The following is a 24,592-nucleotide window of genomic DNA, read 5'->3' on the forward strand; positions in this document are numbered from 1 at the left end:
GATGCATTCGATCAACGGATCCGGGGTACAAACTCAACCCTTTTCCACGGTTGGAGTGTGGAGCCCATTGGATCAACGATTCCGTGATATAAACACCCCACCTTTTTCCGGTAACATTGTGCAGAACTCATCAAACCGGTTCGATCATGGTTTGATGCTCCCACATCAGCACCGGACACCGGACCAAGGGGGAATCGCCTCTCGAGGAATGGCTGACGGGAAAGAGGAAGGACGAAACCACTCCAGGCGAGGGCAAAATCCGGGAACAGGGCGGTTGATTCTAATTGCCAGGGGAAATAGCCCCCATCTCCACCGGTATGTCGCGCGCACCGAAGAATAACAACCCTTAAGAAGGTGATCAGAGAGTATTACTCAAAAATGCTCGACCAGTTCAGGGGCTGCCTTCTCGGGGCCGCCATCGGTGACGCGCTCGGTATGGCACGGGAGACAGCACCCCCCAACTTCCAGCGCCTCCACACGGGCTACCGCCGCGCCTGGCGGGGACACCCGAACGCCGGGCTTAAACCGGGGCAGTTCACCGACGACACCCAGACGATGCTCCTTGTGGCCGGGATGCTTGCAGAGAGCACCTACTCAGAACAGGAGTACGCTGCAGCCCTTGCCCGGATGTATATGAACGGAGAACTCCGGTTCCCTGACGCCGCAGTTGACGCCGCGTGCCGCCACATCCTCCTCTCAGGTGAAGTCTCGGGATCGAAGGGGGTCTACTCCAGCACCGCCGGCTGCACAGGTATCGCCGTCCCGTTCGGTCTCTTCTATGACGACCCGATCGACGTGGCCGAACGGGTGGTCAAGGCCTGCAGCGTCACCCACACCCATCCAGCAGCACACGCTGGAGCGGTCAGCGTCGCGATGCTTGTCCACCACGCCGTCCGTGGCCGGCCCGACGCCATCACCCTTGCCGGGAAACACGCCACGCTTGAGGACGTCACACTTGGCAACAGGATCCGCGACGCCCTGAATCTGGAGCAGGAAGGGATCAGCCTGGAGGGTGCATTCTCGGTGATAGGGAACGATGTAACCGTCTACCAGACCATCCCGCTTGCATTTTTCCTGATCAGCCGCATAAAAGATGTCCCAATTCTCCTCACAACCGCCGCCAATATCGGGGGGAACACCGACACCATCACATTCATCTGCGGTGCCTACGTTGGCGCGGTTTACGGGAGATCCGCCCTCCCACAGGGTCTCCTGGAAGGGCTTGAGGGAAAAGACGAGATTGAATCCGTGGCTGCCCGGCTCTATCAGCGCTACACCGCAAAGCCTTAAGATTCTATAATAGAGACTCAATCTTATGGAGATTGCGATTATCGGCGCATCCGGCTACACCGGTGGTGAGTTGATGCGACTGCTGCTGAACCATCCGTCAGCGGAGGTCGCCGTTGCAACATCCCGGCGACTTGACGGCACCCCCGTCGCATCCGTCCACCCCCACCTCCGTGGTCTGACCGATCTTGTCTTCCGGAACACCGAAGCCGGCGATATCGATGCCGACTTTGTCTTCCTGGCCGTCCCCCACACCGCGGCGATGAAGGTTGCCGGAACGCTGGTAGAGCGTGGGATAAAGGCCGTCGACCTCTCGGCCGACTACCGCCTCCCGAAGGACGTGTATGAAAAGGTCTATGGCATGACCCACCAGGCCTACTTTGAGGCCCCCTACGGCCTGACAGAACTCCACCGGGACGAGATCAGGGGCGCCCATTTCGTCGCAAACCCGGGGTGTTTCCCGACCGGTGCGACGCTTGCAGCAGCGCCGCTTGCAGAGTTCGCCCACACCATAATCTACGACTCAAAGACCGGGGTCTCCGGCGCAGGAAACACCCCCTCTGAGACCACTCACTACCCCAATGTCGGCGACAACTTCAGCGCCTACAAATGGACAACCCACCGCCACCTTGCCGAGATGAGGCAGGAGATTGCGAGGCTCGGTTCGGGTGCAAGATGTTACTTCACGCCACATCTCCTCCCCGTGAACCGGGGCATCCTGACAACCGCCCACATCCTCCTATCCGAACCGATGGAGCAGAAGGAGGTCGAGGCGCTCTACAGGCGTTACTATGCAGACGAGTTCTTCGTCCGATACCAGAAACCGACACTTGCAGCCGTCCGCGGGACGAACTTCTGCGACGTTGCGGTGGAGAGCGAGGGCGACCGGGTCGTCGCGGTCTCGGTGATCGACAACCTGGTCAAGGGAGCGAGCGGTCAGGCGATCCAGAACATGAACCTTATGTGCGGGTTTGCGGAAGACGCAGGTCTCCGGTTCGCCGGGATGCTCCCCTGAGGTGATGGTGATGTTGAAGGTAAAAGATATCATGACCCCGAACCCTGTGACCGTCCGGGTCGACTCGCCTATTCGTGAGGCAGCGGGACTGCTCCGTAAGTATCATATCGGTGGGCTTCCTGTGATGGACGGCGACCGGGTAGCGGGGATCATCACCGAGACGGATATCCTCTCGCTTCTGGACGTTGGCGACCTCTCCGATGACCTCTGGCTTCCCTCGCCGCTCGAGGTGATCGAGATCCCTGTAAGGGAGTTTATCAACTGGGAGAGGACAAAGAGGGCGCTCACCGATATAAGCAACATGGAGGTGCGGCGAGTGATGAGCAGCCCGGTTATCGCGATCGATGAGGAGGCTGATATCTCCGAGGCGGCATCCCTGATGCTCCACGAAGGGATCGCCCGCCTTCCGGTGCTCCGCGATGGGAAACTGATCGGGATCGTCACCAGGGCGGATATCGTCAACGGTCTCGGGGCGTCTGCCGGCGAGGAGAGAGCGTGAAGAGTATCTGTGCGGTCGAAGGCGTCACCGCCGCGGGGATCAGGGAAGGAAAGTACGGGCTTGCTCTTATCCGGGCGAGCGGAACCGCGGCCGGTGTCTTTACGTCCAACCTGGTTCGAGCCGCCCCGGTCGAGTTGATGATGGAGCGGCTGCAAAAGGGAGCGCTCGAGGCCATCGTCGTCAACAGCGGGTGCGCTAACGCCTACACCGGCGAGCGGGGCTACCGCGACGCAAAGGAGATGGCCGCCATCGCAGCCTCTTCGCTTGGCCTTGAACCGGAGTCGGTCGGTGTCGCAAGCACCGGGGTGATCGGGCGATACCTGGATCTCCCCCGCATCCGGGAGCAGTGCAGCCGGGTATCGCCGCTCCTTGCCCGGAACAGCGATGCAGAGGATGCAGCAGCGCGGGCGATCATGACCACCGACACCTTCCCAAAACATGCCCTCTTCAGGACAGAGTCATTTACCGTCGGCGGTATCGCCAAGGGGAGCGGGATGATAGCCCCGAACATGGGAACGATGCTTGCGTTCATCTACACCGACGCGGATGTAGAGGCGGGGATGCTCCAGGAGATCCTGCGGCAGGCGTCCCGCCGATCGTTCAACCGTGTGGTGGTCGACGGTGATACAAGCACAAACGACGCGGCGTTCTGCACCGCGACCGGCGCCGCAGGCCGGGTCGACCGCGACGACCTGGCGAGGGGCATCGAGGCAGTCTGCCGCGACCTTGCCATCCAGATCGCCCGCGACGGTGAAGGGGCAACAAAACTCCTGAAGGTCACCGTCCGCGGCGCCCCCGACGAGGAGGCGGCAGCGGCAGTTGCAAGGACAATCGTCGCCTCCCCGCTAGTAAAGACCGCCGTCTATGGCGAAGACCCGAACTGGGGCCGGGTCGTCGCGGCAGCGGGCAGGGCTGGTGTGGAGTTTGACCCATACGCGGTCTCGCTCCGGATCGGGGACGTGACCCTTGTTTGCCGTGGTGAGATCGTCGCCGAACTTGAGGCCGCGAGAGCAGCGATGCACGGTGATACCGTCGTGTTCGACCTTGACCTTGCCGTCGGGGATGGGCAGGCGACAGCGTGGGGATGCGACCTCACCGAGAGGTACGTGGAGATCAACGGGAAGTATACGACATGAAGCGAGAAGACGTGCTGATGGAGGCTCTCCCCTACATCCAGAAGTTCTACGGTAAGACGATCGTGATCAAGCTCGGCGGCCACGCGATGGTCGATCAGAAGATCCTGGAGACGGTGATCAGGGACGCCGTCCTCCTCCACTACGTGGGGATGAAGGTCGTCCTTGTCCACGGCGGGGGGCCCGAGATCACCGCCAAGATGAAGGCGATGGGCAAGGAACCGAAGTTCGTCGGCGGCCTGCGGATCACTGACCCCGAGACGCTGGAGATCGCCCAGATGGTGCTGGTGGGAAAGATCAACGACGGGATCGTCTCCCTCATCGCAAACTGCGGCACCCGCGCGGTCGGGATCTCAGGAAACGACGGCAACCTTCTCATCGCCAGGAAGATGGAACCCCAGAGGGTGCAGATCGGGGAAACCTTCGAGGAGGTCGATCTTGGACATGTCGGCGAGATCGAGGAGGTCGACCCCGAGGTGCTCCACTGTCTCCTCGCCCAGAACTACATCCCGGTAGTGGCGCCGATCGCCATCGACCGCCAGGGGCAGAGCCTGAACATCAACGCCGACACCGCGGCGGCCGAGATCGCGATTGCACTCAAGGCATACAAACTGGTCAACCTGACCGACGTCGATGGGGTTATGGATGCCGACCGGAAGAAGGTCTACCACCGTCTATCACTCGCCGATGCGGAGGCGATGATCGGGAGAGGGGTCATCGCCGGCGGGATGATCCCGAAACTCGAGGGGTGCATGAAAGCGATCAGGAACGGTGTCACGAGCGCCCACGTTGTCAACGGCAACCGGGAGCACAACCTCCTCCTCGAACTCTTCACCGACGAGGGCGTCGGGACGATGATCACCCCCTGACTTCTTTTAATCAGGGCAGGTTGCCGTCGCCGCTGCACTCCCGCTGCCGCTCCTCGCTCATCTCGACAAGGATCTCAAAGATCCTGCGGACGGCGATGGGGTCTATCCGGCTCTCGGCTGCGCGGGTGAAGACCCGGTCGATGACCGCCATCCTCTGCGCCTCGTCACGGAGTGGCAGACCCATCTCACGCTTGATCCTGGCAACCTCCGCCGCAAGGTTCTGCCGCTCCGCAATCAGATCGATGATCTTCTCGTCTATCTCACGGATCTCGTTCCTGACCGCATCAAGGGACATACAACAATGATTGAACGCGGGGGTCGGATAAACCTGACGGCTCTTTGCATCGGCGAGGCGAAGGATATTATCGTGGAGTGACAAACGAGGTACCGGATGCTGGAACGAATACCGCCTCGCGAGAGAAGAGATCTCCTTATAGCGTGGCTTGCCATATCAATAGCCTTCACCCTGATCTACATCAGGGGGGGCGTAAACGTCGCGGGACTGGTCTTCTTCTTTGTGATGTCGCTTATAACGGTGGGTGTTGCCTTCGTCCTCCACGAACTGGCGCACAAGTTCTCCGCCATGCGCTACGGCTACTGGGCAGAGTTTCAGAAGGACAACCAGATGCTCCTGGTTGCCGTGGTTATGGCGGCGCTTGTGGGTATCGTCTTTGCGGCGCCGGGGGCAACCTACATCTACGGAAACGCAACCCGGACGGAGAACGGCCGGATATCGGCAGCAGGCCCGATAACAAACCTCCTCCTCTGCATACCCTTCGCGGCCCTCTGGCTCCTCGGCGGCGATCTCCTGGCCATCGTCGGTCTGGTCGGGCTCCGGGTCAACGCGATGATCGCAACCTTCAACATGCTCCCGATAAGTGTCCTTGACGGACGCAAGGTTCTGGCCTGGAACCCGGCGGTCTTTGCCGTGCTCATGGCCGCTTCCCTGGGGATCCTGGTCTGGTCACTCCTTTGAGTGGAGTGACATCACCCAGGAACTTTATTGGGGATAAAAGCGCGTTATTTCAGGTTCCCGGCGCGCTGGACAGACTCTCTTCCTCCATCCTCTTGAGGAGTTCGACCACGCGCCGCCCTTTCTCGTGCGCTTCCGTAAGGGCGGTTGGATGCCCCTCAATCCCGCCGTAACGGTCGAGATCGTTTGCGATGACGTTGTCCCAGTAATCGAACCCGGTTGTGTTGAAGAACGCGGTGACGGCCGGGAACGCCGCGTCAAAGACGTTCTCCCAGCCAAGCCCCGCGGTCGAGACGAAGATCCCTTTACGGCGTCGGATCTGATTGGCCGGGTAGTAGAGGTTCTTAAGGATAAACTTGCGGGCCCAGAGGAACTGGGTGCGGTCGATCAGCCCCTTCGTCTCCGCCGTGATCCCCATCGAGTAGATGGGGGATGCAAGAACAAGGACATCGGCATCAGCGATCTTATCAAATACAGGTGTGAGGCTGTCCCTGATCACGCACACCCCCGTTTTGTGGCAGGCGTTGCAGCCGCGGCACGAGGCGTAGTCAAGCGACCGGAGGATGACCTTCTCGATGCTGCCCGCGGCCTCCGCCGCGCCATCGAGCACGGCGTCGAGCAGCGTCTCGGTGTTTCCGTGCCGCCGCGGACTGCCGGAGATCCCGAGGACTTTTATGGGTCTTCTCATGCGGCACGAACCTCCCGGAGGCGCGCCGCGACCTCACGCGCCAGTCGCCCGGCATCGTCTTTCGCCGTGGGGTGGCGCTCGATCGCGCCCTTCTCATCGACACCGTTTATCATCAGGTACCTGATATCCCTGTTCGGTATATCGACGACCTGGAAGAAGCATTTCACCGAGGGGATGGCCGCATCAAATACGTTCTCCCAGTTTTGCCCGGCCGCCGAGAGGAAGACTCCCACCCGTTTTCCTTTCCTTTCGGGCGGGACGACTGGCAGGTGGAGAACGTACTTCCTTGAGCGGAAGACCTGGGCGCGGTCGACCAGGATCTTCGCCTGCGCGGCAAGCCCCATGCAGTAGATGGGTGACGCAAGGATGATGCAGTCGGCCGCGATTATCCTGTCGTGGGCGTAGTCCATGTAGTCCCGCTGGACGCAACGGTTGAGTCTCTCGCAGGCGTTGCAGCCGCGGCACGGCCTGATATCGACCTCGGGGATGACGATCTTCTCGATGGAACAGCCTTCCGCCTCCATTCCCTCAAGCACCCAGTCAAGCAGGGTCTCGGAGTTGCCGTGGCGGCGGGGCGAGGCCGAAAACGCGAGGACGTCTATGGTCATACATGATGTGTTGTCCCGGCGGAGGCAAAAAACGTGACGGGACTTGTTTTCACTGCACCTTCTCCTGCGACAGCCCGATCGCGAGCGTGTAGCAGAGGCCGATCATCACGAGCATGAACGGGAACGCCGCGGTGATCGCCATCACCTGGAGCGGATCAAGCCCCCGGTGAGGGGGAGGACGCCCATGATGCCGTCGAGGAGCCACCCGGAGACGGTTCTCGCAGTACCCACCCAGATCACGGATGCAACGACTGCAACAAGCGGGGGACGAGCGGGGGACGAGCGGCGAGAACCGGCTCCGGGGAAGAGAGGCGATGATCTTACCTGACACACTGCACCGTCCGGGACGTGAACCGGGGACGCGGTTCGGCTGTCGGATCCTGTAACTCTTCCTGAGAAGTTACCTCCTTACTATATACGATTTCTGTCATGATCGTCTACACGTCGGGTCACGGTCGGTTAAAGAGAGGCAGCCAGCGCCCGTTATCGCTCTGACACTATGCAGGGGCCGGGGGCAGTATAGCTCCCATTCATCCTTCGTCCGGGTGAGGGAAGCTCGCTTTTATCGATGGGCGGCCTGAAAATCGTTGGTATCAGCTGTGGAGTACCGCCGAGAGGTTCAACAACCTCTCATGGACGGTCGATGTGAGCTCGAACCGCCCTTCTCCGGGTTCAGACGGGGAGCAGGATACGCTCAACGTTCCGGAATTGATACCTTCTGATTCCTGAGTTGTGCTGTGTGGCATCCCCGCAGGGTCCCAGACCGTTAGGGTGAAGGTGGCTTTCTTTGCGCTGCTTGGTTTATTTTCTTGGTCACTTCTCCACGAGACAGTGAAGGTGCTTGCTTCCATCCCCGTCTCGATCAAGGAGATGGCGTTTGAAGAAGTTGTGTTTGCCCCGAAGTCGGCCGACCCCTCGCCAAGGAAGAAGACACCACGTGAGTTACTGTCCTGAAAGACGATTTTGCCGCTGGACGTAGTGGTGTTAACGGCAACATCCTCCTGGGCGGATGAGATCACATATGCCAGAGCACCAACAAGACCTATCATCAGGATGATGATGCACGCTATTTTCCTGTTCAAAAGGTCATCACTCCGCTTTAAAAATAGTGCAGCCTAGAGATGCACCTGTTTAGACATAATCGAGGTCGCCAATGTAGGGGCCACCTGTCGCCGTCGTCGTATCGAACCAGTTGTGCGTCTCGCACCAGAGTTCGTACTGGGCATCGCCGCTGCCCTGCGAATTGAAGCTCACGCTGATGGTGCCGCTGGTCGCCCAGTCGACCCGCTTTTGGGTAGTGTGCGCCACGCCCAGAGCATCATAGACCGTCAGGCGGTAGATCGCTCCCTGACCGTCGTTGTCCACATCGTTAACATTACTGTATGTTGCTGTGAAGGTGTTCTGCCCGGCTGGAGCAGTGACTGATCCCACACCGGCCACGCTTGCTGTGTCGCCGTCGCCATCTGTTGACATGCTTCCCAGGTGTATTGTGGCCCGAGCCCCGGCATCATCTGTGCCCACCATAGGGGGTATTTCTCCGACTTCGATGTTCTCCTGATCGGTCTGGGCTGCAGAAACAACCCCGGCAGATACTGATACAAATAGCATCAGTACTGCCAAAACCGAGAGAAATCTGTTTCGGCTTTCCATTTTCTGTTTCCTCCATTATTACAGCACCGGAGGAGAGAGAACGTACCTATAAGTAAAGGTAATAACAACCCTCCTTTTGCCTCCGGGCATGCGGGGTCCATCATCCTGTAGTGAACCGCGGATGTGTGGCCCCGCGACTTATGCGAATGCCTGATGCCGGCATCCGCACTGCAACCTCAACGTCGGGCTATTTACCTTTTCTCTCACTTCTCTCTACATGTTCGCTGTCTTCTTCGGAAAGCGGAAGGCTGGATACATCCTGCACGGCCCACGGAGCAGGAGAGGGTCCCGGCCGGAACCGGGAGTGCCGGGGCTCCATACTCGGTCCTGCTCCCCCCTGGGCGTGGTCACCGGATATCCATCCGCATGAACCTCGTGTACGCGACGGCGAAGAAGGCGACGGGATAGATGGTCAGGGCCGCAACGCTCGACCATATCTCGCCGAGCGTATCTTCAAGGGTTGCCCCTGGAGAGTTGCTGATCCCCTGGATGAGGGCGTTGACGGCCATCTGCGGCGAGAGGAGGTTGACGGCACTCTCGATTACCTTCATCTGCTTGGAGTATGCCGCGATCTCCGCCTGGTAGCCTTCCGATTGGGTATCCCCGTCGTATGCAGCGGGGTCGGGTTCCTCCATCATGAGGGCCGTGCCGATATTCGCGGTGGCGAAGGGGACCAGGAAGACGAGGAGGATGAAGACAACCACCGAAAGGAGCAGGGCGCTGCCGCTCTCCCGGCAGAGGGTGGAGAGGGCGAGCGCGATGGAGAAGAACGTCACGAGGAAGAGGAGGGTGACGCCGGCATAGGTCAGGATCATCCAGAGATCGCCGGGGGCGGGCACGATCGAGAAGACGAGGAGCAGCGCGGTGGAGATGGCGAGCACGCTCCCGACGACGAGGGCAAGCAGCGCAACGCCCCCGAGCGCCTTGCCGTTGATGATCTCGTCGCGGTAGACCGGGTGGGAGAGCAGGCTTTTGAGCGATCGGGACTCCTTCTCCCTGGAGACCCGGTCGAACCCGAGCGCAAGCGCAAGGAGGCCCCCGTAGGAGACCAGCGTCCGAAACATCGAGGAGTAAACGCCCTCGACCGGCGGTTTTGCGGGCATCATCATCCGCCCCGGTTCATCGAACCGGTCATCCATCGTCGCCAGTTGCTGGGCATACCTATCCAGGTCTCTCTCGTAGCTCCCGACCCCGCTGTAGGTTCCCACCAGGGCGATTGTGAGGAACAGGGCGAGGATCACCAGAAACCGCCAGCCCGTGATCTGGTCGGCAAACTCTTTTTTGGCCACGATGACGACCCGTTCCGCCGTCATGCGTTATCACCGGTCAGTGTACATACATCTATCTTCATGCTCGTTCTCCGTCCGTGGTCGCAAGAGTACCGCAGGCCCACGACAATACGCGGCATCGCCCCTTAAAGTGACAACCGAGGTTTTTCCGCCGCCCGGAACGGGCAAGGGTTACTCAGATGCACTTCCACGGGTGTTGCCGTCTTGAGACTGGATCGTTACTCCATATACCTTTTCTCTCACATTCCTCTACACGTCGTGGCGTGAGAGGAGTGGATCCGACCAGTGGCCGTGGTAAACTGACGATACTCTGCACCAGTCACTTTTCGGAAACTTCAAGCCCGGCCGGTCCCATACTGACTTTAACCACGCCGGTTCCATCGGCCCGGAACTACCATGAGACGACCGATCCTTGCCGTTATCGTCGGAGTAATAGCTGTCTACGCCTGCATGCACTTCTTCATCTTACCGGAGGCCCCGGACGTCACCCGTATCGAGAATATCACCCATCTTGAGTCCCCGGCATACCATCCGGCCATCCTGGCTCTCTGGGAGATCGCCGTCGAGAGCACCGGCGTCGAGAACGAGTCGGCGAGACTGCTGCAACTTGAGGTCAATCTCGCCGAAGACGGAGCGATCCGGGTAATATGGCTCTACTTCTACGGGATGGAGGCTGGCGAGCAGCACGGCTACGAGGCGTATGTGGGGCCGGGCGGAACGGTATCGGCTAAATCGCAGAAGTTCAATTTTTCCGTGCAGGGGGTGCACCCCCTCGAACTCTTGCGGGAGGTCGACGCTATCGCCCTGGAAGATATTCCCTTCCGGGACCGGGGTATGAGGCTTCTTGTGAGCGTGAACGCGTACGGGGACCACTACAACGAGACCCGGGGAAGGCTCTACGAGGTCTCGAAGGGGGCGTTCATGCCGGTGAAAGAGGCGACGTTTGGTCCGGACGTATCCTGGTACACCATCACGATCATCCCGAACTCGGGTGCGGGGTCCCCGCCGTCCGGAGAAGAACTTCCGGACTGTATTATTGCGTTCACCCGGCAAGACCTCGCGGCGGCCGACTCTGTGATCTATGGATAGGTGGGCGTGCGAAACCGACAGAGCCGGGACTCGTTCACCGTCTCCAGCCCGGGCGCCCCCGGATTGTTCAGCCCACCCCTGGGTGACGAGGGTCTAGCCGGTTGCGTCCACGCTCCTGTCCGCCCTGGAATGCCGCACAACATCATGCCCGGGGAAGTATCGCACCATCCTTCCGTCCTTCTCGCTCCGGACGGCACCACTCTGGATGAGCAGCGCCATATGCCAAGTCACCGATGCACCGGTGATACCGAGCGCGGATGCGACTTCTTTTCGCATCATCCCCGGATTCCGGCCGAGAAGATCGAGCATTCTTTTTCTCGTCTCGTTGAGGGGATAGGCGCCTCTCTTGCCTTCGCGGGCCGCCCTGCTGTTTGTATAGTACCGCAAAAACCCGTGGTCGTTCTCCGATACTATCTGCCCCGTCTCGCAGAGGATCTCAATGTGGTACCGGAGCGTTCCAACGCTAACCCCCAGCCTGCGGGAGAGCGTAGCATGGTTGATTCCGGGGTTCTCCCGGATGCAGAGGTACGCCGCACGGCGAGTGTCGTGTTCGAGGGCATTCTTTCTGGAGATCCTCCTCTGACCGAGAACGAGCCATACGGACACCGATATGAGGAACTGCACCGGGAGGAAGAGCAGGGGTGCGGTCATGAAGACGAAGTCGAGCAGGATCAGTTTCAACGGTATATTCCAGACATACTCCAGGATCGGATCGTCCGGTACCATCTCTGGAAACTCACCCTCGCTCAGTATGGTGCTGGTGGCGCTCCCGGGGGTGATGAGCAACGTGAAGACGATGAGGAACAGTGCGAACCTCGCGAGGGCGGGTTGGTTCACCATGAGGAGAATTAGACGGCCGTAAATATAAAAAAGATTTGATTTATTCCGCCGCGGCTTCAAAGAAATAACTCTGCGTATCCTGGACTTCTTCCCCATAAACCTGGAACCGCCACATCCCGGCCTCCGGAGAGGAGATCCGTGTGCGGATCTGCGCGTCTTTATCACCATCCAGATCGGTGTCGTGATAGTAGGCGTAGGTGCTTCCGCTCGGCAAGATGATCTTCAGCGTCAACGACTGCTGGGAATGAACCAGTCCAGGTTCACAAACAGCGTTGAACTCCCGGGAGGCACATTCGCGCTGTGATGGTTCGTCTCCCCCTGCTGTATAGAATAGAAGGCACAAATACCGGCGTCGCCTGTCGGGGCCTCTCCTCCCGGGGCGGTTTTCACGCTACATTCGCTGCTCCCGGCAAAAGCCGACGGCACCATCAGGACCGGTGCAAGCATCAGTGCAAAGAAGTGGTTGTATGTCATCATACTACGGGAGAACTTCTCAAATGCCTTCACTTAAGTTTTCTGTCGATCCTCTCTACACGTTCCCGGGTCCGGCGCAGACCAGTTTCCCGGTAGTCGGACCCGCGCGATATTTGAGAGGAGTGTGCGGGGCGGGTACCGGTGCCGCCCCTCCCTCCACTGCATGGGCTCCCCGTCGCTCGATACAGCACAAATCCGGCACGCTTCTGGGACCAAAAGAGATCAAGCCGTCCCAACGTGTAGAGAGGTTCGACAGAAATCGTTTATAGCAGAACGTTGAGCTCTCAATCGTGGGATACCGGAACCGGTATCCCGAAGCGCGGGGGTCCCTCCATCCACGGTTGACGCCCGGATGATAGAGCCCCGCATGCCCGGAGGCAAAGGGAACGTACGCATTCCGTGTACTTAAAATGTGTGCCTCTTCTGTCCTCCGGGAAGGAATCGAGGAGAACAATCATGAATGAACTACGCAGGATTGGAAGAATATCCATCCTCTTGGGAGTGCTGCTTTGTGTAGCACTTATATCGACAGCGAGCGCAGGGGAGGTTACTCTTGGAGCGTTCATTTCTGCAAGATGAGGCGGCGCTTGATCATTACGCGCACCTATCCCCCGATGAGCAAACGATAGTGCTCAAAGCGTTAGAGGAGACATACTCAGAGAGCAAATTTGAGGAGACCACCGCAGAACTGAAGAAGATCAGGGATGGAACGTCAGCGCTGGAAGAGACAGAAAAGCGGGAACTACTGGCATCGGTAATCGCCAGTGTGTTTACCTACTATTGTCCGGACACTTCTCGTCAGATAAGCCCCATGTGGGGTGGTGCAATTGGTGAGAATCCTGACGGGGTTCACAATGCCCTTGCTGGGATTGCCGGGCAAAAGAGGGGCTGGGGATACTCACAGACAAAAATATTGGATGCAAACTCGAGAGACCCAGATACCTGGGGTCTTGTGCAGATGGTCGAGCACTATCTGGACGGTGCCCCATTCTTCAGCAACGCCCCGGATAAATGCAGTTATTACGCAAATGAAGCGAGGACCCAGATGAGGTCGAACCCCTATAGTGAGTCTGCCTGGCGGTGCCTATCCTGGTCGATGCATTATATGAGCGATCTGTCCATGCCGTGGCATACTCAGGGTGCAGCCGATCCGGCACAGCTGGCGACGCATACCCTTTATGAGGGATACGTGCAGGAAAAGTTCACCGATCCTGAGTATGGGTTTAAAGCGGCTCTTGTGTCGGCCCCTAATACCTGGGTCGTAATATCTGACCCCGCTTCGAGTGCGCGATCTCTAGCATCCTACTCTTCAGCAAGGTATTCTGGACTTCAATTGAAGATTGTGACTATTCCTTTTGGGTGGGGAGAAGATGACTGGGTCAAGTCGACAACCAAAGATCTCTTGAAAGAGGGTCTCAAGTATAACATGGGTCTCGTCGAGTACGCGACACACTAACCAAAACCTTTTTGGTGAAATGATGAACGAGCAACGTAAGAAAATCCGGAAAGCTATACTGATCGGGCTCGCCGCGGTCTGCATCCTCGCCCTGATGATCTTCCTCATCTTCCTTGCTGTTGGGTTCGTCGAGATCATCTCACCGAATAACTCCTACGCGATCGAGATCACCGGCCTATCCAGTCTTGCCGTGAACGGCATCGCCACGGTCATGGTCCCGATCCCGGCGAATGTGGATGGTGTTCCGGCGATGTCGGAGGAGGTGCTTACTAGTCGTTATCAGGCCTTCGGATGGCAGACGGCGGTCCGGGAGACACCGTGTGGGAAGATGCTCGCGTTCACGACGACGGACGACTACGCGCCCGGTATCTCCGTATCGTCTGGTGAGTTCGAGAAGAAAGAAGAACCCCGGCTGCTCGTCCCTGTGCTTGCGACGCCCGATAACATGAGCGTCGAAGAGTTCAGCCGAACATCGGGCGGGACCTACACCACGGTCGTCTTCCTCGACGGCTTCATCCCGCCGCCGGAGAACGCCACCCCGATCACGTTCAACCTCAGGTACCAGGGAGGCGGAGGCATGAAACACCTGATAAAGGAGAATGTCTGGACGGCGACGGTGAATGCGACCGTTCCGGGCACAGCATCCGGGTTCATCCCGGTCCCGGCCGAATATCATGTCACTCCCGGGGGGCTTTATCTTTGACGGGCGAACCCATGCGAAAGAACTCCCGGCGGGCCGTGAGGGTCGCTCTCGCCGGACTGCTTGTATTCGTCGTCTGCCTGGGAGTTCTCGTTTTCACGCACTCTGCAGGGGCCCGGGACGATACTCGATTGCCGCCGGACGGAAACCCATCGTTGCCGGCGAATGATAATCAATCCCCGCTATCCGGGCGGTCATGGCATCTTACCTCCTATTGGACGGAGGAAGGAGCCGTCCCCGTCATCGAGAAAACGGACCCAATCATCGCGTTCACCGACGCCGGGCGGGTCAGCGGCACCTCCGGGTGCAACATCTTCTTCGGCGGCTATGGCCTCTCCGGCAGCAGGCTCAGGATCCACGAGATAGAATCGACAAAGATGACCTCGACCCCTGAGGTGCTCGACCAAGAGAAAGCGTTCTTCGCACTGCTCATGGAAACGGAGACCTACACAATAGACGGTGACTGCCTCCGGTTGTTCGATGCATCCGGAAGGGAGATCCTCTCCTTCACCAGTCAGACACAACCGCTCCAGGGAAAAGCGTGGTATCTCTGGTCCCCGCGGAACGATACGGGAGGGGCCGTTCAGGACCCGGGTACCGACCTGATTTCATTGCAGTTTCTGGATGAAAGCCAGTTCCGGGGGACCGCCGCGGGCACCGATTACTGCGGGACGTATGAAGCGCCCGGGGATACCATCCGGTTCGGGCCGGTGGAGGGGTGGGCTGAATTGCCCGAATGGTACTCATCGCTCCTGAAACAGGCGCACGGTTACCGGATAACCGGGGCTCAACTCGATATCAGGAACGAGAACGGTCACTCCATCATGTCGTTTACCCGGATGCCCCCTTCACTGGTCTCGGCCGACTGGTATCCGCAACAGTACCGGGCGGCGGATGGATCCGTCCTCCTGCCGCCAGAGGAGACGTTCGAAATGGTATACTTTACCCCGGATGGCAACGTCTTTGGAACCATCCGCGGAATCCAGTTCACCGCGCAGTATGACGCAGACAACTCATCGATATCGTTTGGTCCCGTATCCCTGCTAATCCCGGAAAGCGACGATCCCGGAAAAGCGAGTGAATCACGGGAGATGATCGAGTCGATATTCCGGGAGGCAAGAACATACCTGGTCCAGAACGGCACGCTGGAACTCTCTTCCGGCGACGGGAAACCCCTGGTGACGATGGCGAACATGCCTGCGGTATAAGCGGGGTGCCGTCCGGGGACCCCGGCGACCCTATGAATCTGGGCGGTACAGGAATCTGGAGCAGAATACGCCAACAAAGGTGAATGGAAATAGGACGGGCCTATCTCAGCGGGATTGGGTGAAATCACAGAGGAGATCTCATGAAATCGAAAAACAACAAACATTTGCTCATTATGGGGGCTCTTGCGTTCATCGGCGTTATCCTCTTCGTTGCGACGGTCGTGCTCGGGTATACCGCCTTCTTCGCCTGGCTCGAAGCAAGCGGTGGATCCCCGATATTGGACGTCTGGGAGATCAGGGACGAACTGCCGCCGGAAAATGCATCGATCATCCACCTGACCGAGAAAGACTTTGAGCAGCACCCGGCGCTCGACTCCGCGATCCGGGGCGACAACCGGGATCCTGGAGCCTGGTATCAGGGGGACACACCGTACGGTGTCCTCGACAAGCGAACGATCGGGAGTGCTCCGGTGACGTATGTGGAACGGGGAGTACTTATCGAGTCGTTCGGTCCCGATGTCGAGGCAAGGTACCAGCCGTACCTAGAATACGAGGGTGCGTATTACTACTTCCTCACCCTGATCCCCTAGGGTCGTGTCAAAAAGGTGGCTATCGGAATGGAAGAAGATAAGAATCCGAAATCAAGGAACCAGCTCAAAACGGCAGGAATCGTTCTCGCCTGCGGCCTCGTCGGTGTCGTTGCCGTCGTCCTCGGCTTCATGCTCGCCGACGCCCTCATCGTCTATGCTTACGAGAGTTCAGGCGAGCAGCCGATGCTCTATGTCATGGAACGTGCGGAGCCGGGGGAGAGCACGATCGTCCCCCTGACCGAGAAGGACTTTGCCGATCACCCGGCGCTCGATGCGGTCATCCGGGGCGAGGAACGGAACCCCTCAGCGTGGGAGTGGGGCTACCGGGACCAGCGTGTCATTGGGGGAACTAAGGTCTCGTACCGGGAGAGCAAGGCGCTCCACGATGCCTACGGTCCCCAGGGGGAGAGGGGACTGTACCCGCTCATGGAGTACGAGGGTGCGTATTACGTGGTCCTGACGACGTGGCCGTGAAGGGGAGTCACCGTCGCCCGTGCTCGATATGCATCGCCTCTTTCCACGGGGGAGGCAAGTCGGAGGGAGTGAACTGAACCACAACATCAGTCTGGGCGTCACCGCCTGGCCTCGGGCCACCCTATCCAGCTATTATCCAGCCTTAGAGGCCGACTGCGGGAAAATCCCGGGAGGTATCATCCTCCCCCCTCAGCGAAGAAAAGGTTTGGGTTTTTCTGTTCCGAACCGATTCTCCAGAGATCGGGTGAGTGCATCCTTTCGGGCACACCCCCGGCGGGGACGGGGGCACACTGCCGTGCGATCGCCCCACAATGAGATGGTTTAAGATGATTTCGGAAAAAACCGAACGATGCTGCTGATTTTATATGTTCTAACGACCCAGAATTGGATTGGGTGCCGCGTGCGGTGCCCGCTCGTGTGCGGGGGCTGCCCACCCCCTGGTCTGACGCCCGGATGACGCGCCCCGCATGCCCGGAGGCAAAGGAAACGTAGGCGTTCTGTGCACTTAGATGTGTGATTCTTCAATGGATTCAAGCGACGATGCCTGGATGACGTTTGATGAGGTAAAGAGCGAGGGTGGGTGCACAGAGGCCTTTTGTTCAGCCTGTGGGGCGGCGGCATGCCTATAGGAGGAGATAGGCCTTATGGTGATCACAGCGTTGCCTGTGTAGGTTATCTATACGGAGGACTGGGTGTCCATACATGACACATGGGATACTCAGATCCATAACGTAGTCTATAGTAACCGGTGGGGTGCCATGGCGACCTGGGTGAGGCCCTGACCCCTCTTTATGGTGGTAGATCCAGATGAAATCCCTGAAAACCGATAGAACCAGCAAATTCGCATTCATTCTCCTCCTGATCGCTATCGGTGCTTTCGGTATCCTCCTGCTCATTGACCTCCTCGCCATCGGTCCTGGGTATCCTCCCCCTGAGGCCCTGCAGAAATGGTATATCCCGCAGCCCCGGTATGAGTATGCGGAGAACGGCTCTGTCGCCGTAAATAGAACGATCGATGGGAATGTTGTCCTGCTCGGCGATATCGAAGACGGGTGTCCATCCTTATTCCCGGTCCTCTCACGGCACTGCAGCTATGCAATGTATGTCGACACCGTGTCGGGTGATCGGTATCTGGTCGTCAACTGGTACTTCGATGATAAGGCAGACCTCTTACAGGCTGAGATGGTCCTCTGCAGCCACCTCCGAGCATCTGGGAATGTCTCTTCCGCTGAGCTGTTCCTCTCCAAAGAACCTGATTTATCACAGGGGGAACCGATCTTTAGTCCCGTTGCCGTAACAAAATTCGATAACGAAACGTCTTTTGGTTATTTCACCGTTGTTGAGAAGCCGCTGTCCCCGGAGCACGACGATTACTTCGTTGTTTACTATGGGGTGATCGGGCCGGCTATTCTCCCTGATCACACTGCTACCCTGGAGAATCTTATGCTCCGGAGTTATTCGCTTCATGGTGCAAGGCCGCTCGCACCCTGCTCGGCACAGGAAGCGGCAACAGGGTCTACGCATTCCGTGTGCGAAGGCATGCCCCTCTCGCCCCGGGCAGCGAAATCTCCCGGGATAGTACATAGGAGGTCTTAAAATGCCACGAAAGATCGGTGCACTCGTCTGTCTCGCTCTCGCGATCATAGCCAGGTGCGCATGGGTTCTTGGTCAGGGCCAGACCCCGGCGAATCCTCTTCCCGCCGTGGCGGGCGCAGGTGAAGGTACATACTCTCTCGCCACAGAGTTCCCGGAAGTGCAGGATTCGTATACGCTTTACCGGGTGGTTCCGGTCACCATCACGGAGGATCGGGTCCGGGAGATTGCAGAGTGGTTCGGGCTCTCGGGAGAATCGAAAGCGGTCAGCGAGGTGACCGGGGAGTTCCTCCTTGTCGACGTCTCGAAGGAGCCGGAGGAGCAGGTATCGGTGTATGCACATTCCGGCGCCGTGGCCTACCACATCCTTGACCTGGAACTGCCGACCGAAGTGACCCAGCAGCCCGATCTCCCAACGAACGCGGAGGCAGAGAAGATTGCTCTTGCATTCCTGGAGAAAAACGGCATGAAGTCGCCGGACGCCCGGGTCGTGAAGACCGAGGTGAACCAGAAGCAGGAGGTCTGGAAATCCGGCGGCAGCGAACCGGAGGTGTCGTATGACATCACCAAGGCAGTCAGGTTCGGCCGGTCGCTCGACGGGCTGCCGGTCTACGGCGATGAATTCGCGGCGATCCTGGGCGACGGCGGTGAGGTCGTCGGACTCGCGAAGACCTGGCGGGAGGTGGCACCGGATGGGAATGTCAGCCTCCGGTCTCCCGAGGAGGGGAAGCAGTGAGATCCGCCCTTCTTCCCCGGTTTTTAAAGGCCCATAGGAGAAATCTGCCCGCGGATGCGCCATCCGGAGCACATGCATGACCGAATTCGGCTTTACTCAGGCGGTTCGTGTGACCCTGGAGACCGTAGTTTCCCTGGGTCCGGTCTATCTCTTCCTTATCGCCACATTTGCCGTTGTTTTCTTTCTCTGGTACGCCTGGCCCCGCCTCCGGTAACCAAAACGAGCAGAGGGGTAGAGAACATGGGAAAAAGAATCGGAATGCGAGCTCTCTCTATACTCTTGGCAGTAATGCTGGTGAGCGTGGTGGTGCCTGCAGTGAGTGCCTGGACGGAAAACGATCCGATCTGTATCGAAGATCAAGCCAAAGTCCAGGGATTATTCGAACCTGTCGACGAAGACATCCGTGTGATTGCCGCAGAGAATTTGGTGGTATCCGATCGTGCGAGTTCAGTGAGATGTTCTGAATTGTTATCGGAAATCATGGAGAAATATGACCAAAACCTTGAGGACATTATCTCCATTCTGGAGAAGGCCACAGATGTTCAACCTGACGAGAAGGACCGAACCGTTCTGAAGGAAGTGATTGTCGGTGAGCATTTCAGACGAGTGTGCGACGAAATACTGATGGAACAGCGTGATCTTCGGGAGGAGGACGCTGTGATCGTCCAGCCGCAGATCCTTGGTGTTGCGGATTGTCAGGAAGATATGGATAAGATGCTAGCAGGAACAGACCGGTGGGATACCTTCATCCTGGCCCAGTGCTCGCCGGATGTGTACGGCGGAATCGGACTTGACGGTGCAAACCTACCTTACTTGGTAAATGGAGGCAATAACCTCTATGAAGTGGGTGTCTGGCCTGGCAGCCCGACCACATATCAGCTGCGCTATTATGACGAGGATCACCCGAGCCCGGTGACGGATATCGAGTATGACGCTTTTAGGCTTTTATACTACGGGACCCTTGAAGACCGTGCCCTGTTTGATGTCACGGGCTCCCAGATCTACTTCAGGTATTGTTGGAATGATGGTTACACGTATGCCTGGCTCTATGGAATTCATGGGTATCAGTACAGGCCCAAGACCTCCGTGATCTACACCAGCAATATCTGGAACCATGATATCGACACTTACAACAGCAACCCGAATATCGGGCAGCTTGTCATGTCGGTGCCCTACATTCAACAGTAACCTCTTTTTTAATTCGAGTAAATGAGAAATTGGGAAAACAGGCTGTAATCATGGAGACCACAACCTTTCACTACCCCCGAAGAAGTGCAAAATATGTAATACTCATTCTTCTTTTAGCGTTAACCATACCGTTCTTTGCTGGATGCACTGATAGGGGGCATAGAGACCTCACTCTGGACACATGGATCCTCAAGACCAATTCGGACGGATCCCTCCAGTGGACTGCGTTCGTCGACGGCGACCCGAACGGCAGAGGGCAGGCGATGATTCAGACCCGCGACGGCGGGTACGCAATCACGGGCACGGGAACGAACGCCGATGTGAACGGCCCGGTCCCCCGCATCGTTACTCTCGACAGAGACGGGAATGTCATATCAACCATGACCTTCGGTATGTCGCCGGATTACGGCAGCTCGCTGGTCGAGGCACCGGGCGGCGGATACGTCGTTGCCACGTATTCTGGGTTTCTAACACGGGTGGATGAAGATGGGAACGTCCTCTGGAGTACGTCGCTCGGCGGCGGGAGCGACTGGTGGAAGGTCGTCGGGGCGCCGGGCGGCGGGTATGCTGTAGCCGGGGATACCAGGATCGTCAAGGTAGGCGAGGACGGGGAGATCGCATGGACTGCAGCGTTTGAAACCGGCCTAAACGTTGGTACGATCGCTGCGATACCCTCGGGAGGTTTCATCGCAGGAGGGACCACCGGAGCGGATGTATGGGTCGCAAGACTCGATGCAGAGGGAAATACCGTCTGGGATGAGACGCTCGGGAGCCGGTCGCGCGATGACCTCTACGTTGTCCGCATCTCCCCTGCCGGGACCTACGATCTCGTCTATGGCACCGTCCTTGATGCAAGAAATGAAACTGCTGACGGGCGATTTACGGAGACGATCGAAGCCTCTCTTGCCGCGGACGGCAGGCTGATCGGGGAAAGACCATTGAATGCCTCCCGGGTCATCGTCGCGACGGAGGACGGCGGATATGCATATGCCGGTTTTATCGTTCCCGAGTTTATCGGACTCCAGCCGCAGGGCTATCCGGGATCCCCCCTTCACGTTGTCAGGCTCGATGACGAGGGAATGGTCGCATGGGATGCATCGTACGACATCGGAGATGATAGATCGGTTGTCTCGATCATCCGGACGTCGGACGATGGGGTTGCAGTCCTCGGGAGTGTATATGATTTCTGAGCGCTTTATATTCCATACTACACCTTTTTACAACCCATCGAGGAGCATGATTCGATGAAAACAGCTCAGGGGATAATCCGGACCTTGGAAGTGGTTGCCGCGCTCATCCTGCTAACCGTCGCCGCCGGATGCTTCGATCGGCCGCTGACCCCAGGCCATCGCACGCTGGAGGGGGACGTCTGGGTGCTGAAACTGGACGATGCCGGGGACCATGCAGGATCGGGTAGGGTATCTTAACCGCACCCGGTCAACCTGAATGCCTGTAACCCGGGTGCCCCGGCCTTGCGGTCGCTGAAAAAGGCGTCCGGGGAAAGAGATCTCCGGCGAGAGTGATTCTCCCTCGCCTGCCCATGCAGTGCGTGGTAACGCGCGCGCGGAACAACAACGCTTAAGAGCAACCGTACGAGAGTTACCACCCAAGATGCGCGATCAGTTCAAAGGCTGCTGCCTCCTCGAGGCCGCCATCGGGGATGTGCTCGGCATGCGCGGGAGAGCACCCTTCCCGACCTCCAGCGCCTCCAGGAAAGATACCGGCGGACGTGGCGGCGGGGCGAGGCCGAAAACGCGAGGACGTCTATGGTCATACATGATGTGTTGTCCCGGCGGAGGCAAAAAACGTGCCGGGACTCTTCTCACCCCGGAACCCTCTTTCCTGCGTGAGCGCGGACGGCGGGATGCGAGAACCGTCGCGGAAATCCCGGGGGTGACAGAGAAAGAGGAGTTGAGAGGATGGAGGAGTCACCTCGAAAAGGTGGCGCTCGAAGAAAACTCAAAACAGGTCGTGTAAAACGCCCTATTTCGGCAACCACGGCAAATAACGGGGCTGAGCCTGGTGGGTTTTCTGTCTCGATATAGACCTGGACGAATGCTACAAAAAACTACATGATGCCCTTTGGGCCACAAGCATACCCTATTAAAATAGTCGGGTGGCCATTTCTCCTGGGGTAGTGAAGGCTGACCCCTTTTTGGGACCTGAGCCCGTGCAAAAAACTAACCCAGCCATCGTTTCGGAAGCATACCTGCATCAGCGAATGCGTATACGAAAACGCTCCTGAAGCGTTTTGGAGCTACCCCATCTCGTGAGGTATTATGAAGGAACCAACCATAGCATGTGGAATCGATGTTCACAAGATGTTTCTCCAGGTCTGCATTCTCTCACGATCTGGAGAAGCCTCTCAGCATCGCTTCCACAACACTCTCAATGGGATTCTGGCACTAAAAGACCTTGTGCTTGCTGAAGGGTGTGAGATCGTTGCCATGGAATCGACCGGGATCTACTGGTATCGACTCTTCCTGGAACTCGAGTCAGATATTCGAACGATTGTTGCCAACGCGCGTCAGATCAAGAGTATCCCAGGACGCAAGACAGACATGAACGATGCCCGATGGATTGCCGAACTCGCTCTCCACGGGTTGATCCGGCCCTCCCGGATCTTTCCCCGGCGCGATCGTGAGTTCCGGGATCTGACCCGCAACCGGGAGACACTGGTCAGAACCCGGACAACCATCAAGAACCGGATTCATAAGATCCTGGATAGCGCGGGTATCCGCCTGAACCTGGCGCTCAAAGATCTTTTCGGGAAATCAGGTCGTCATCTCCTCTCAGGTCTTGCCGAACAGAAGGACCTGGAGACCACCCTCGCGACTATCCCCTCGCCCCGGATCCTCCGCCGTGCCGATCAACTCCGGGAGATCCTCCAGGGTAGCCCACTCTCCCCCATCCAGTTGCATCTCCTTACGACCCAGTTGCATCTGCTTGAGGAGATCGAGGAGAAGATCGCTCATCTGGATGAGTTGATCCTTGCCTCGCTCGAGGATCCCCAGCTGGAGGCAGTCGCGATCTGTACCTCGGTGCCGGGGATCAGCATCACCGCAGCAACAACAATTCTCGCAGAACTGGGTGATGTCCGGGATTTCTCCACCGCGAGTCGTCTGGTTTCTTGGGCTGGGTTGGCACCGTCGGTCTATCAATCTGCTGATACCCAGGTGTGCGGCAAGATCACGAAACAGGGGTCAAAGAGTCTCCGCTGGATCCTGGTGCAGGCGGCCCAGGCGGCCAGCCGGACTACAGGTACTGTCTTCTCCTCCTTCTTCCGGCGGATCGCCTACCGCCGAGGGAGGAATAAGGCAATTGTTGCTCTCGCCCGGAAGATCCTCAGTATCCTGTGGCATCTCCTGGTGAACCGGGAATCCTACGTCGAACCGGGACTCAAGAGGGTGCGGAAACTCCCGGCGCGCATGACCCTGCCGAAGATCTCGATTGATGATGCCGTCGAAACCCTGTTGAGGGCGGGGTACCGAATTTACTCGCCTGAGAACCAAAAGTCAACCGCTGAGGGGGTGAGAGCGGAGAGGGCCACCCACCCCCTTTGACATTTTCATACGAAAGTGGGTTTTTAGATCTGCTTAAAGCAGAGGTACCAGTCCTTGCACTCGTAACCTTCCTTCAACCGTCTCTCGATCTCTGCCGGCGTCTTTGGAGCCGGCACGACAACCTTGTCTCCCGGCTGCCAGTTCGCCGGTGTCGCGACACCGTGCACGTCCGAGGTCTGGAGGGCTTTTATGAGGCGGAGGATCTCTGGCATGGACCGGCCGTTGGACGCAGGGTAGTAGATCATTGCACGAAGGATCCCCCTCTCGTCGATGAAGAAGACCGCCCTGATGGTCGCGGTGGTGCCCTCTTTGCCATGGATCATCCCGTAACGCCGGGCGACCTTCATGTCTAGGTCGGCGATGACCGGAAACGGGATCTCAACCCCCATCTTCTCCTTGATGCTCCGAACCCACGCAAGGTGCGAGTGGACGCTGTCGATGGAGAGACCAATGAGCTGGACGTTCAGCCTCGCAAGTTCGTCGGCGATATCGGTGAACGCTATGAACTCGGTTGTGCAGACCGGCGTAAAGTCGGCCGGGTGAGAGAAGAGTATGACCCATTTCCCCTTGAAATCGGAGAGTTTCAGGGGGCCATGGGTTGTCAGCGCCTCAAACTCCGGCGCCGGTTCGCCGATCACAGGCATCCTGTTCTGTTCTTCAGGCTCCATAA

At 58.3% G+C, this 24,592-nt stretch carries 30 protein-coding genes; 19 read left to right on the plus strand and 11 right to left on the minus strand.

Features of this window, described 5'->3' with window-relative positions:
- Nucleotides 1-378: 378 nt before the first annotated feature.
- Genes R6Y96_RS00725 through argB form a run of 5 tightly spaced genes read left to right on the plus strand, consistent with a single transcriptional unit; the run spans nt 379 to nt 4,803 of the window.
- Nucleotides 379-1,290 (plus strand): ADP-ribosylglycohydrolase family protein, encoded by a 912-nt coding sequence (locus R6Y96_RS00725; RefSeq protein ID WP_318621557.1) that lies wholly within the window; start codon nt 379-381, stop codon nt 1,288-1,290.
- Nucleotides 1,291-1,315: 25 nt separating this feature from the next.
- Nucleotides 1,316-2,302 carry an N-acetyl-gamma-glutamyl-phosphate reductase gene (gene argC / locus R6Y96_RS00730; RefSeq protein ID WP_318621558.1) on the plus strand — a complete coding sequence of 329 codons (987 nt, stop codon included), beginning with the start codon at nt 1,316-1,318 and terminating at the stop codon, nt 2,300-2,302.
- 13 nt (nt 2,303-2,315) lie between these two features.
- Entirely contained in the window at nt 2,316-2,801 is a 486-nt protein-coding gene (locus tag R6Y96_RS00735) for a CBS domain-containing protein (RefSeq protein ID WP_318622532.1), read from the plus strand.
- On the plus strand, nt 2,798-3,937 hold the full coding sequence (argJ, locus tag R6Y96_RS00740; RefSeq protein WP_318621560.1) for a bifunctional ornithine acetyltransferase/N-acetylglutamate synthase: 1,140 nt from the start codon (nt 2,798-2,800) through the stop codon (nt 3,935-3,937). Before R6Y96_RS00735 ends, argJ begins: the two co-directional genes overlap by 4 nt.
- Nucleotides 3,934-4,803, plus strand: a complete 870-nt coding sequence (argB, locus tag R6Y96_RS00745) for an acetylglutamate kinase (RefSeq protein WP_318621561.1) — start codon at nt 3,934-3,936, stop codon at nt 4,801-4,803. Before argJ ends, argB begins: the two co-directional genes overlap by 4 nt.
- Nucleotides 4,804-4,813: 10 nt before the next feature.
- Here the strand turns inward: argB and R6Y96_RS00750 are convergent, their stop codons facing one another.
- A complete protein-coding gene (locus R6Y96_RS00750; RefSeq protein WP_318621562.1) occupies nt 4,814-5,098 on the minus strand; it encodes a chorismate mutase in 285 nt (94 codons plus the stop codon).
- Nucleotides 5,099-5,194: 96 nt separating this feature from the next.
- Between R6Y96_RS00750 and R6Y96_RS00755 the strand changes: the two genes are divergently transcribed.
- On the plus strand, nt 5,195-5,779 hold the full coding sequence (locus R6Y96_RS00755; RefSeq protein ID WP_318621563.1) for a site-2 protease family protein: 585 nt from the start codon (nt 5,195-5,197) through the stop codon (nt 5,777-5,779).
- 49 nt (nt 5,780-5,828) lie between these two features.
- Here R6Y96_RS00755 and R6Y96_RS00760 read toward each other — a convergent pair whose 3' ends face one another.
- From R6Y96_RS00760 to R6Y96_RS00785, 6 genes are all read right to left on the minus strand, one after another.
- The gene (locus tag R6Y96_RS00760) at nt 5,829-6,464 is read right to left on the minus strand and encodes a flavodoxin family protein (RefSeq protein ID WP_318621564.1); all 636 of its coding nucleotides are present in this window, start codon (nt 6,462-6,464) and stop codon (nt 5,829-5,831) included.
- Nucleotides 6,461-7,072 (minus strand): flavodoxin family protein, encoded by a 612-nt coding sequence (locus R6Y96_RS00765; protein ID WP_318621565.1) that lies wholly within the window; start codon nt 7,070-7,072, stop codon nt 6,461-6,463. Before R6Y96_RS00765 ends, R6Y96_RS00760 begins: the two co-directional genes overlap by 4 nt.
- 49 nt (nt 7,073-7,121) lie before the next feature.
- Nucleotides 7,122-7,403, minus strand: coding sequence for a hypothetical protein (locus R6Y96_RS00770; protein ID WP_318621566.1), 282 nt, complete (start codon nt 7,401-7,403; stop codon nt 7,122-7,124).
- Nucleotides 7,404-7,665: 262 nt separating this feature from the next.
- Entirely contained in the window at nt 7,666-8,154 is a 489-nt protein-coding gene (locus R6Y96_RS00775) for a hypothetical protein (protein WP_318621567.1), read from the minus strand.
- A 49-nt stretch (nt 8,155-8,203) separates the two neighbouring features.
- Nucleotides 8,204-8,722, minus strand: a complete 519-nt coding sequence (locus R6Y96_RS00780) for a hypothetical protein (RefSeq protein WP_318621568.1) — start codon at nt 8,720-8,722, stop codon at nt 8,204-8,206.
- A gap of 347 nt (nt 8,723-9,069) precedes the next feature.
- Nucleotides 9,070-10,035 carry an ABC transporter permease gene (locus tag R6Y96_RS00785; protein WP_318621569.1) on the minus strand — a complete coding sequence of 322 codons (966 nt, stop codon included), beginning with the start codon at nt 10,033-10,035 and terminating at the stop codon, nt 9,070-9,072.
- 372 nt (nt 10,036-10,407) lie between these two features.
- Between R6Y96_RS00785 and R6Y96_RS00790 the strand changes: the two genes are divergently transcribed.
- A complete protein-coding gene (locus tag R6Y96_RS00790; protein WP_318621570.1) occupies nt 10,408-11,100 on the plus strand; it encodes a hypothetical protein in 693 nt (230 codons plus the stop codon).
- A 93-nt stretch (nt 11,101-11,193) separates the two neighbouring features.
- Here R6Y96_RS00790 and R6Y96_RS00795 read toward each other — a convergent pair whose 3' ends face one another.
- Genes R6Y96_RS00795 through R6Y96_RS00805 form a run of 3 tightly spaced genes read right to left on the minus strand, consistent with a single transcriptional unit; the run spans nt 11,194 to nt 12,417 of the window.
- On the minus strand, nt 11,194-11,940 hold the full coding sequence (locus R6Y96_RS00795; RefSeq protein ID WP_318621571.1) for a winged helix-turn-helix transcriptional regulator: 747 nt from the start codon (nt 11,938-11,940) through the stop codon (nt 11,194-11,196).
- Between the two features lie 40 nt (nt 11,941-11,980).
- The gene (locus tag R6Y96_RS00800) at nt 11,981-12,154 is read right to left on the minus strand and encodes a hypothetical protein (protein WP_318621572.1); all 174 of its coding nucleotides are present in this window, start codon (nt 12,152-12,154) and stop codon (nt 11,981-11,983) included.
- Between the two features lie 14 nt (nt 12,155-12,168).
- Nucleotides 12,169-12,417, minus strand: coding sequence for a hypothetical protein (locus R6Y96_RS00805; protein WP_318621573.1), 249 nt, complete (start codon nt 12,415-12,417; stop codon nt 12,169-12,171).
- Between the two features lie 550 nt (nt 12,418-12,967).
- On the opposite strand from R6Y96_RS00805, the gene R6Y96_RS00810 reads away from it, so the two are divergent.
- From R6Y96_RS00810 to R6Y96_RS00865, 12 genes are all read left to right on the plus strand, one after another.
- Entirely contained in the window at nt 12,968-13,870 is a 903-nt protein-coding gene (locus R6Y96_RS00810; protein WP_318621574.1) for a phospholipase C/P1 nuclease family protein, read from the plus strand.
- Between the two features lie 19 nt (nt 13,871-13,889).
- Nucleotides 13,890-14,573, plus strand: coding sequence for a hypothetical protein (locus R6Y96_RS00815; protein ID WP_318621575.1), 684 nt, complete (start codon nt 13,890-13,892; stop codon nt 14,571-14,573).
- 11 nt (nt 14,574-14,584) lie between these two features.
- A complete protein-coding gene (locus tag R6Y96_RS00820; protein WP_318621576.1) occupies nt 14,585-15,778 on the plus strand; it encodes an META domain-containing protein in 1,194 nt (397 codons plus the stop codon).
- A 140-nt stretch (nt 15,779-15,918) separates the two neighbouring features.
- On the plus strand, nt 15,919-16,368 hold the full coding sequence (locus R6Y96_RS00825) for a hypothetical protein (protein WP_318621578.1): 450 nt from the start codon (nt 15,919-15,921) through the stop codon (nt 16,366-16,368).
- Nucleotides 16,369-16,395: 27 nt separating this feature from the next.
- Complete coding sequence (locus R6Y96_RS00830; RefSeq protein WP_318621580.1) at nt 16,396-16,842, plus strand: hypothetical protein; 447 nt, start codon at nt 16,396-16,398, stop codon at nt 16,840-16,842.
- 807 nt (nt 16,843-17,649) lie between these two features.
- Nucleotides 17,650-18,438, plus strand: coding sequence for a hypothetical protein (locus R6Y96_RS00835; protein WP_318621582.1), 789 nt, complete (start codon nt 17,650-17,652; stop codon nt 18,436-18,438).
- Between the two features lies 1 nt (nt 18,439).
- Nucleotides 18,440-19,171, plus strand: a complete 732-nt coding sequence (locus R6Y96_RS00840; protein WP_318621583.1) for a hypothetical protein — start codon at nt 18,440-18,442, stop codon at nt 19,169-19,171.
- A 240-nt stretch (nt 19,172-19,411) separates the two neighbouring features.
- Entirely contained in the window at nt 19,412-20,359 is a 948-nt protein-coding gene (locus R6Y96_RS00845; protein ID WP_318621584.1) for a hypothetical protein, read from the plus strand.
- A gap of 50 nt (nt 20,360-20,409) precedes the next feature.
- Nucleotides 20,410-21,549: a hypothetical protein gene (locus R6Y96_RS00850; protein WP_318621585.1), complete on the plus strand. Its 1,140-nt coding sequence runs from the start codon at nt 20,410-20,412 to the stop codon at nt 21,547-21,549.
- A 54-nt stretch (nt 21,550-21,603) separates the two neighbouring features.
- Entirely contained in the window at nt 21,604-21,786 is a 183-nt protein-coding gene (locus R6Y96_RS00855) for a hypothetical protein (RefSeq protein ID WP_318621586.1), read from the plus strand.
- Nucleotides 21,787-21,970: 184 nt separating this feature from the next.
- On the plus strand, nt 21,971-22,336 hold the full coding sequence (locus R6Y96_RS00860) for a hypothetical protein (RefSeq protein ID WP_318621587.1): 366 nt from the start codon (nt 21,971-21,973) through the stop codon (nt 22,334-22,336).
- A gap of 302 nt (nt 22,337-22,638) precedes the next feature.
- Nucleotides 22,639-23,922 carry an IS110 family RNA-guided transposase gene (locus R6Y96_RS00865; RefSeq protein ID WP_318621588.1) on the plus strand — a complete coding sequence of 428 codons (1,284 nt, stop codon included), beginning with the start codon at nt 22,639-22,641 and terminating at the stop codon, nt 23,920-23,922.
- A gap of 23 nt (nt 23,923-23,945) precedes the next feature.
- On the opposite strand, the gene R6Y96_RS00870 is transcribed toward R6Y96_RS00865, so the two are convergent.
- Nucleotides 23,946-24,590, minus strand: coding sequence for a peroxiredoxin (locus R6Y96_RS00870; RefSeq protein WP_318621590.1), 645 nt, complete (start codon nt 24,588-24,590; stop codon nt 23,946-23,948).
- Between the last annotated feature and the right edge of the window lie 2 nt (nt 24,591-24,592).

Source organism: Methanoculleus receptaculi (assembly GCF_033472595.1).
Lineage (GTDB): Archaea > Halobacteriota > Methanomicrobia > Methanomicrobiales > Methanoculleaceae > Methanoculleus > Methanoculleus receptaculi.

What these genes read in the sequence shown, in the direction of transcription:
- R6Y96_RS00725 (WP_318621557.1), top strand. Translation starts at nt 379, where the DNA reads ATGCTCGACCAGTTCAGGGGCTGCCTTCTCGGGGCCGCCATCGGTGAC.
- argC (WP_318621558.1), top strand. Translation starts at nt 1,316, where the DNA reads ATGGAGATTGCGATTATCGGCGCATCCGGCTACACCGGTGGTGAGTTG.
- argB (WP_318621561.1), top strand. Translation starts at nt 3,934, where the DNA reads ATGAAGCGAGAAGACGTGCTGATGGAGGCTCTCCCCTACATCCAGAAG.
- R6Y96_RS00750 (WP_318621562.1), bottom strand. Translation starts at nt 5,098, where the DNA reads ATGTCCCTTGATGCGGTCAGGAACGAGATCCGTGAGATAGACGAGAAG.
- R6Y96_RS00755 (WP_318621563.1), top strand. Translation starts at nt 5,195, where the DNA reads ATGCTGGAACGAATACCGCCTCGCGAGAGAAGAGATCTCCTTATAGCG.
- R6Y96_RS00760 (WP_318621564.1), bottom strand. Translation starts at nt 6,464, where the DNA reads ATGAGAAGACCCATAAAAGTCCTCGGGATCTCCGGCAGTCCGCGGCGG.
- R6Y96_RS00765 (WP_318621565.1), bottom strand. Translation starts at nt 7,072, where the DNA reads ATGACCATAGACGTCCTCGCGTTTTCGGCCTCGCCCCGCCGCCACGGC.
- R6Y96_RS00780 (WP_318621568.1), bottom strand. Translation starts at nt 8,722, where the DNA reads ATGGAAAGCCGAAACAGATTTCTCTCGGTTTTGGCAGTACTGATGCTA.
- R6Y96_RS00785 (WP_318621569.1), bottom strand. Translation starts at nt 10,035, where the DNA reads ATGACGGCGGAACGGGTCGTCATCGTGGCCAAAAAAGAGTTTGCCGAC.
- R6Y96_RS00790 (WP_318621570.1), top strand. Translation starts at nt 10,408, where the DNA reads ATGAGACGACCGATCCTTGCCGTTATCGTCGGAGTAATAGCTGTCTAC.
- R6Y96_RS00795 (WP_318621571.1), bottom strand. Translation starts at nt 11,940, where the DNA reads ATGGTGAACCAACCCGCCCTCGCGAGGTTCGCACTGTTCCTCATCGTC.
- R6Y96_RS00805 (WP_318621573.1), bottom strand. Translation starts at nt 12,417, where the DNA reads ATGATGACATACAACCACTTCTTTGCACTGATGCTTGCACCGGTCCTG.
- R6Y96_RS00815 (WP_318621575.1), top strand. Translation starts at nt 13,890, where the DNA reads ATGATGAACGAGCAACGTAAGAAAATCCGGAAAGCTATACTGATCGGG.
- R6Y96_RS00820 (WP_318621576.1), top strand. Translation starts at nt 14,585, where the DNA reads ATGCGAAAGAACTCCCGGCGGGCCGTGAGGGTCGCTCTCGCCGGACTG.
- R6Y96_RS00825 (WP_318621578.1), top strand. Translation starts at nt 15,919, where the DNA reads ATGAAATCGAAAAACAACAAACATTTGCTCATTATGGGGGCTCTTGCG.
- R6Y96_RS00830 (WP_318621580.1), top strand. Translation starts at nt 16,396, where the DNA reads ATGGAAGAAGATAAGAATCCGAAATCAAGGAACCAGCTCAAAACGGCA.
- R6Y96_RS00835 (WP_318621582.1), top strand. Translation starts at nt 17,650, where the DNA reads ATGAAATCCCTGAAAACCGATAGAACCAGCAAATTCGCATTCATTCTC.
- R6Y96_RS00840 (WP_318621583.1), top strand. Translation starts at nt 18,440, where the DNA reads ATGCCACGAAAGATCGGTGCACTCGTCTGTCTCGCTCTCGCGATCATA.
- R6Y96_RS00845 (WP_318621584.1), top strand. Translation starts at nt 19,412, where the DNA reads ATGGGAAAAAGAATCGGAATGCGAGCTCTCTCTATACTCTTGGCAGTA.
- R6Y96_RS00850 (WP_318621585.1), top strand. Translation starts at nt 20,410, where the DNA reads ATGGAGACCACAACCTTTCACTACCCCCGAAGAAGTGCAAAATATGTA.
- R6Y96_RS00855 (WP_318621586.1), top strand. Translation starts at nt 21,604, where the DNA reads ATGAAAACAGCTCAGGGGATAATCCGGACCTTGGAAGTGGTTGCCGCG.
- R6Y96_RS00860 (WP_318621587.1), top strand. Translation starts at nt 21,971, where the DNA reads ATGCGCGATCAGTTCAAAGGCTGCTGCCTCCTCGAGGCCGCCATCGGG.
- R6Y96_RS00865 (WP_318621588.1), top strand. Translation starts at nt 22,639, where the DNA reads ATGAAGGAACCAACCATAGCATGTGGAATCGATGTTCACAAGATGTTT.
- R6Y96_RS00870 (WP_318621590.1), bottom strand. Translation starts at nt 24,590, where the DNA reads ATGGAGCCTGAAGAACAGAACAGGATGCCTGTGATCGGCGAACCGGCG.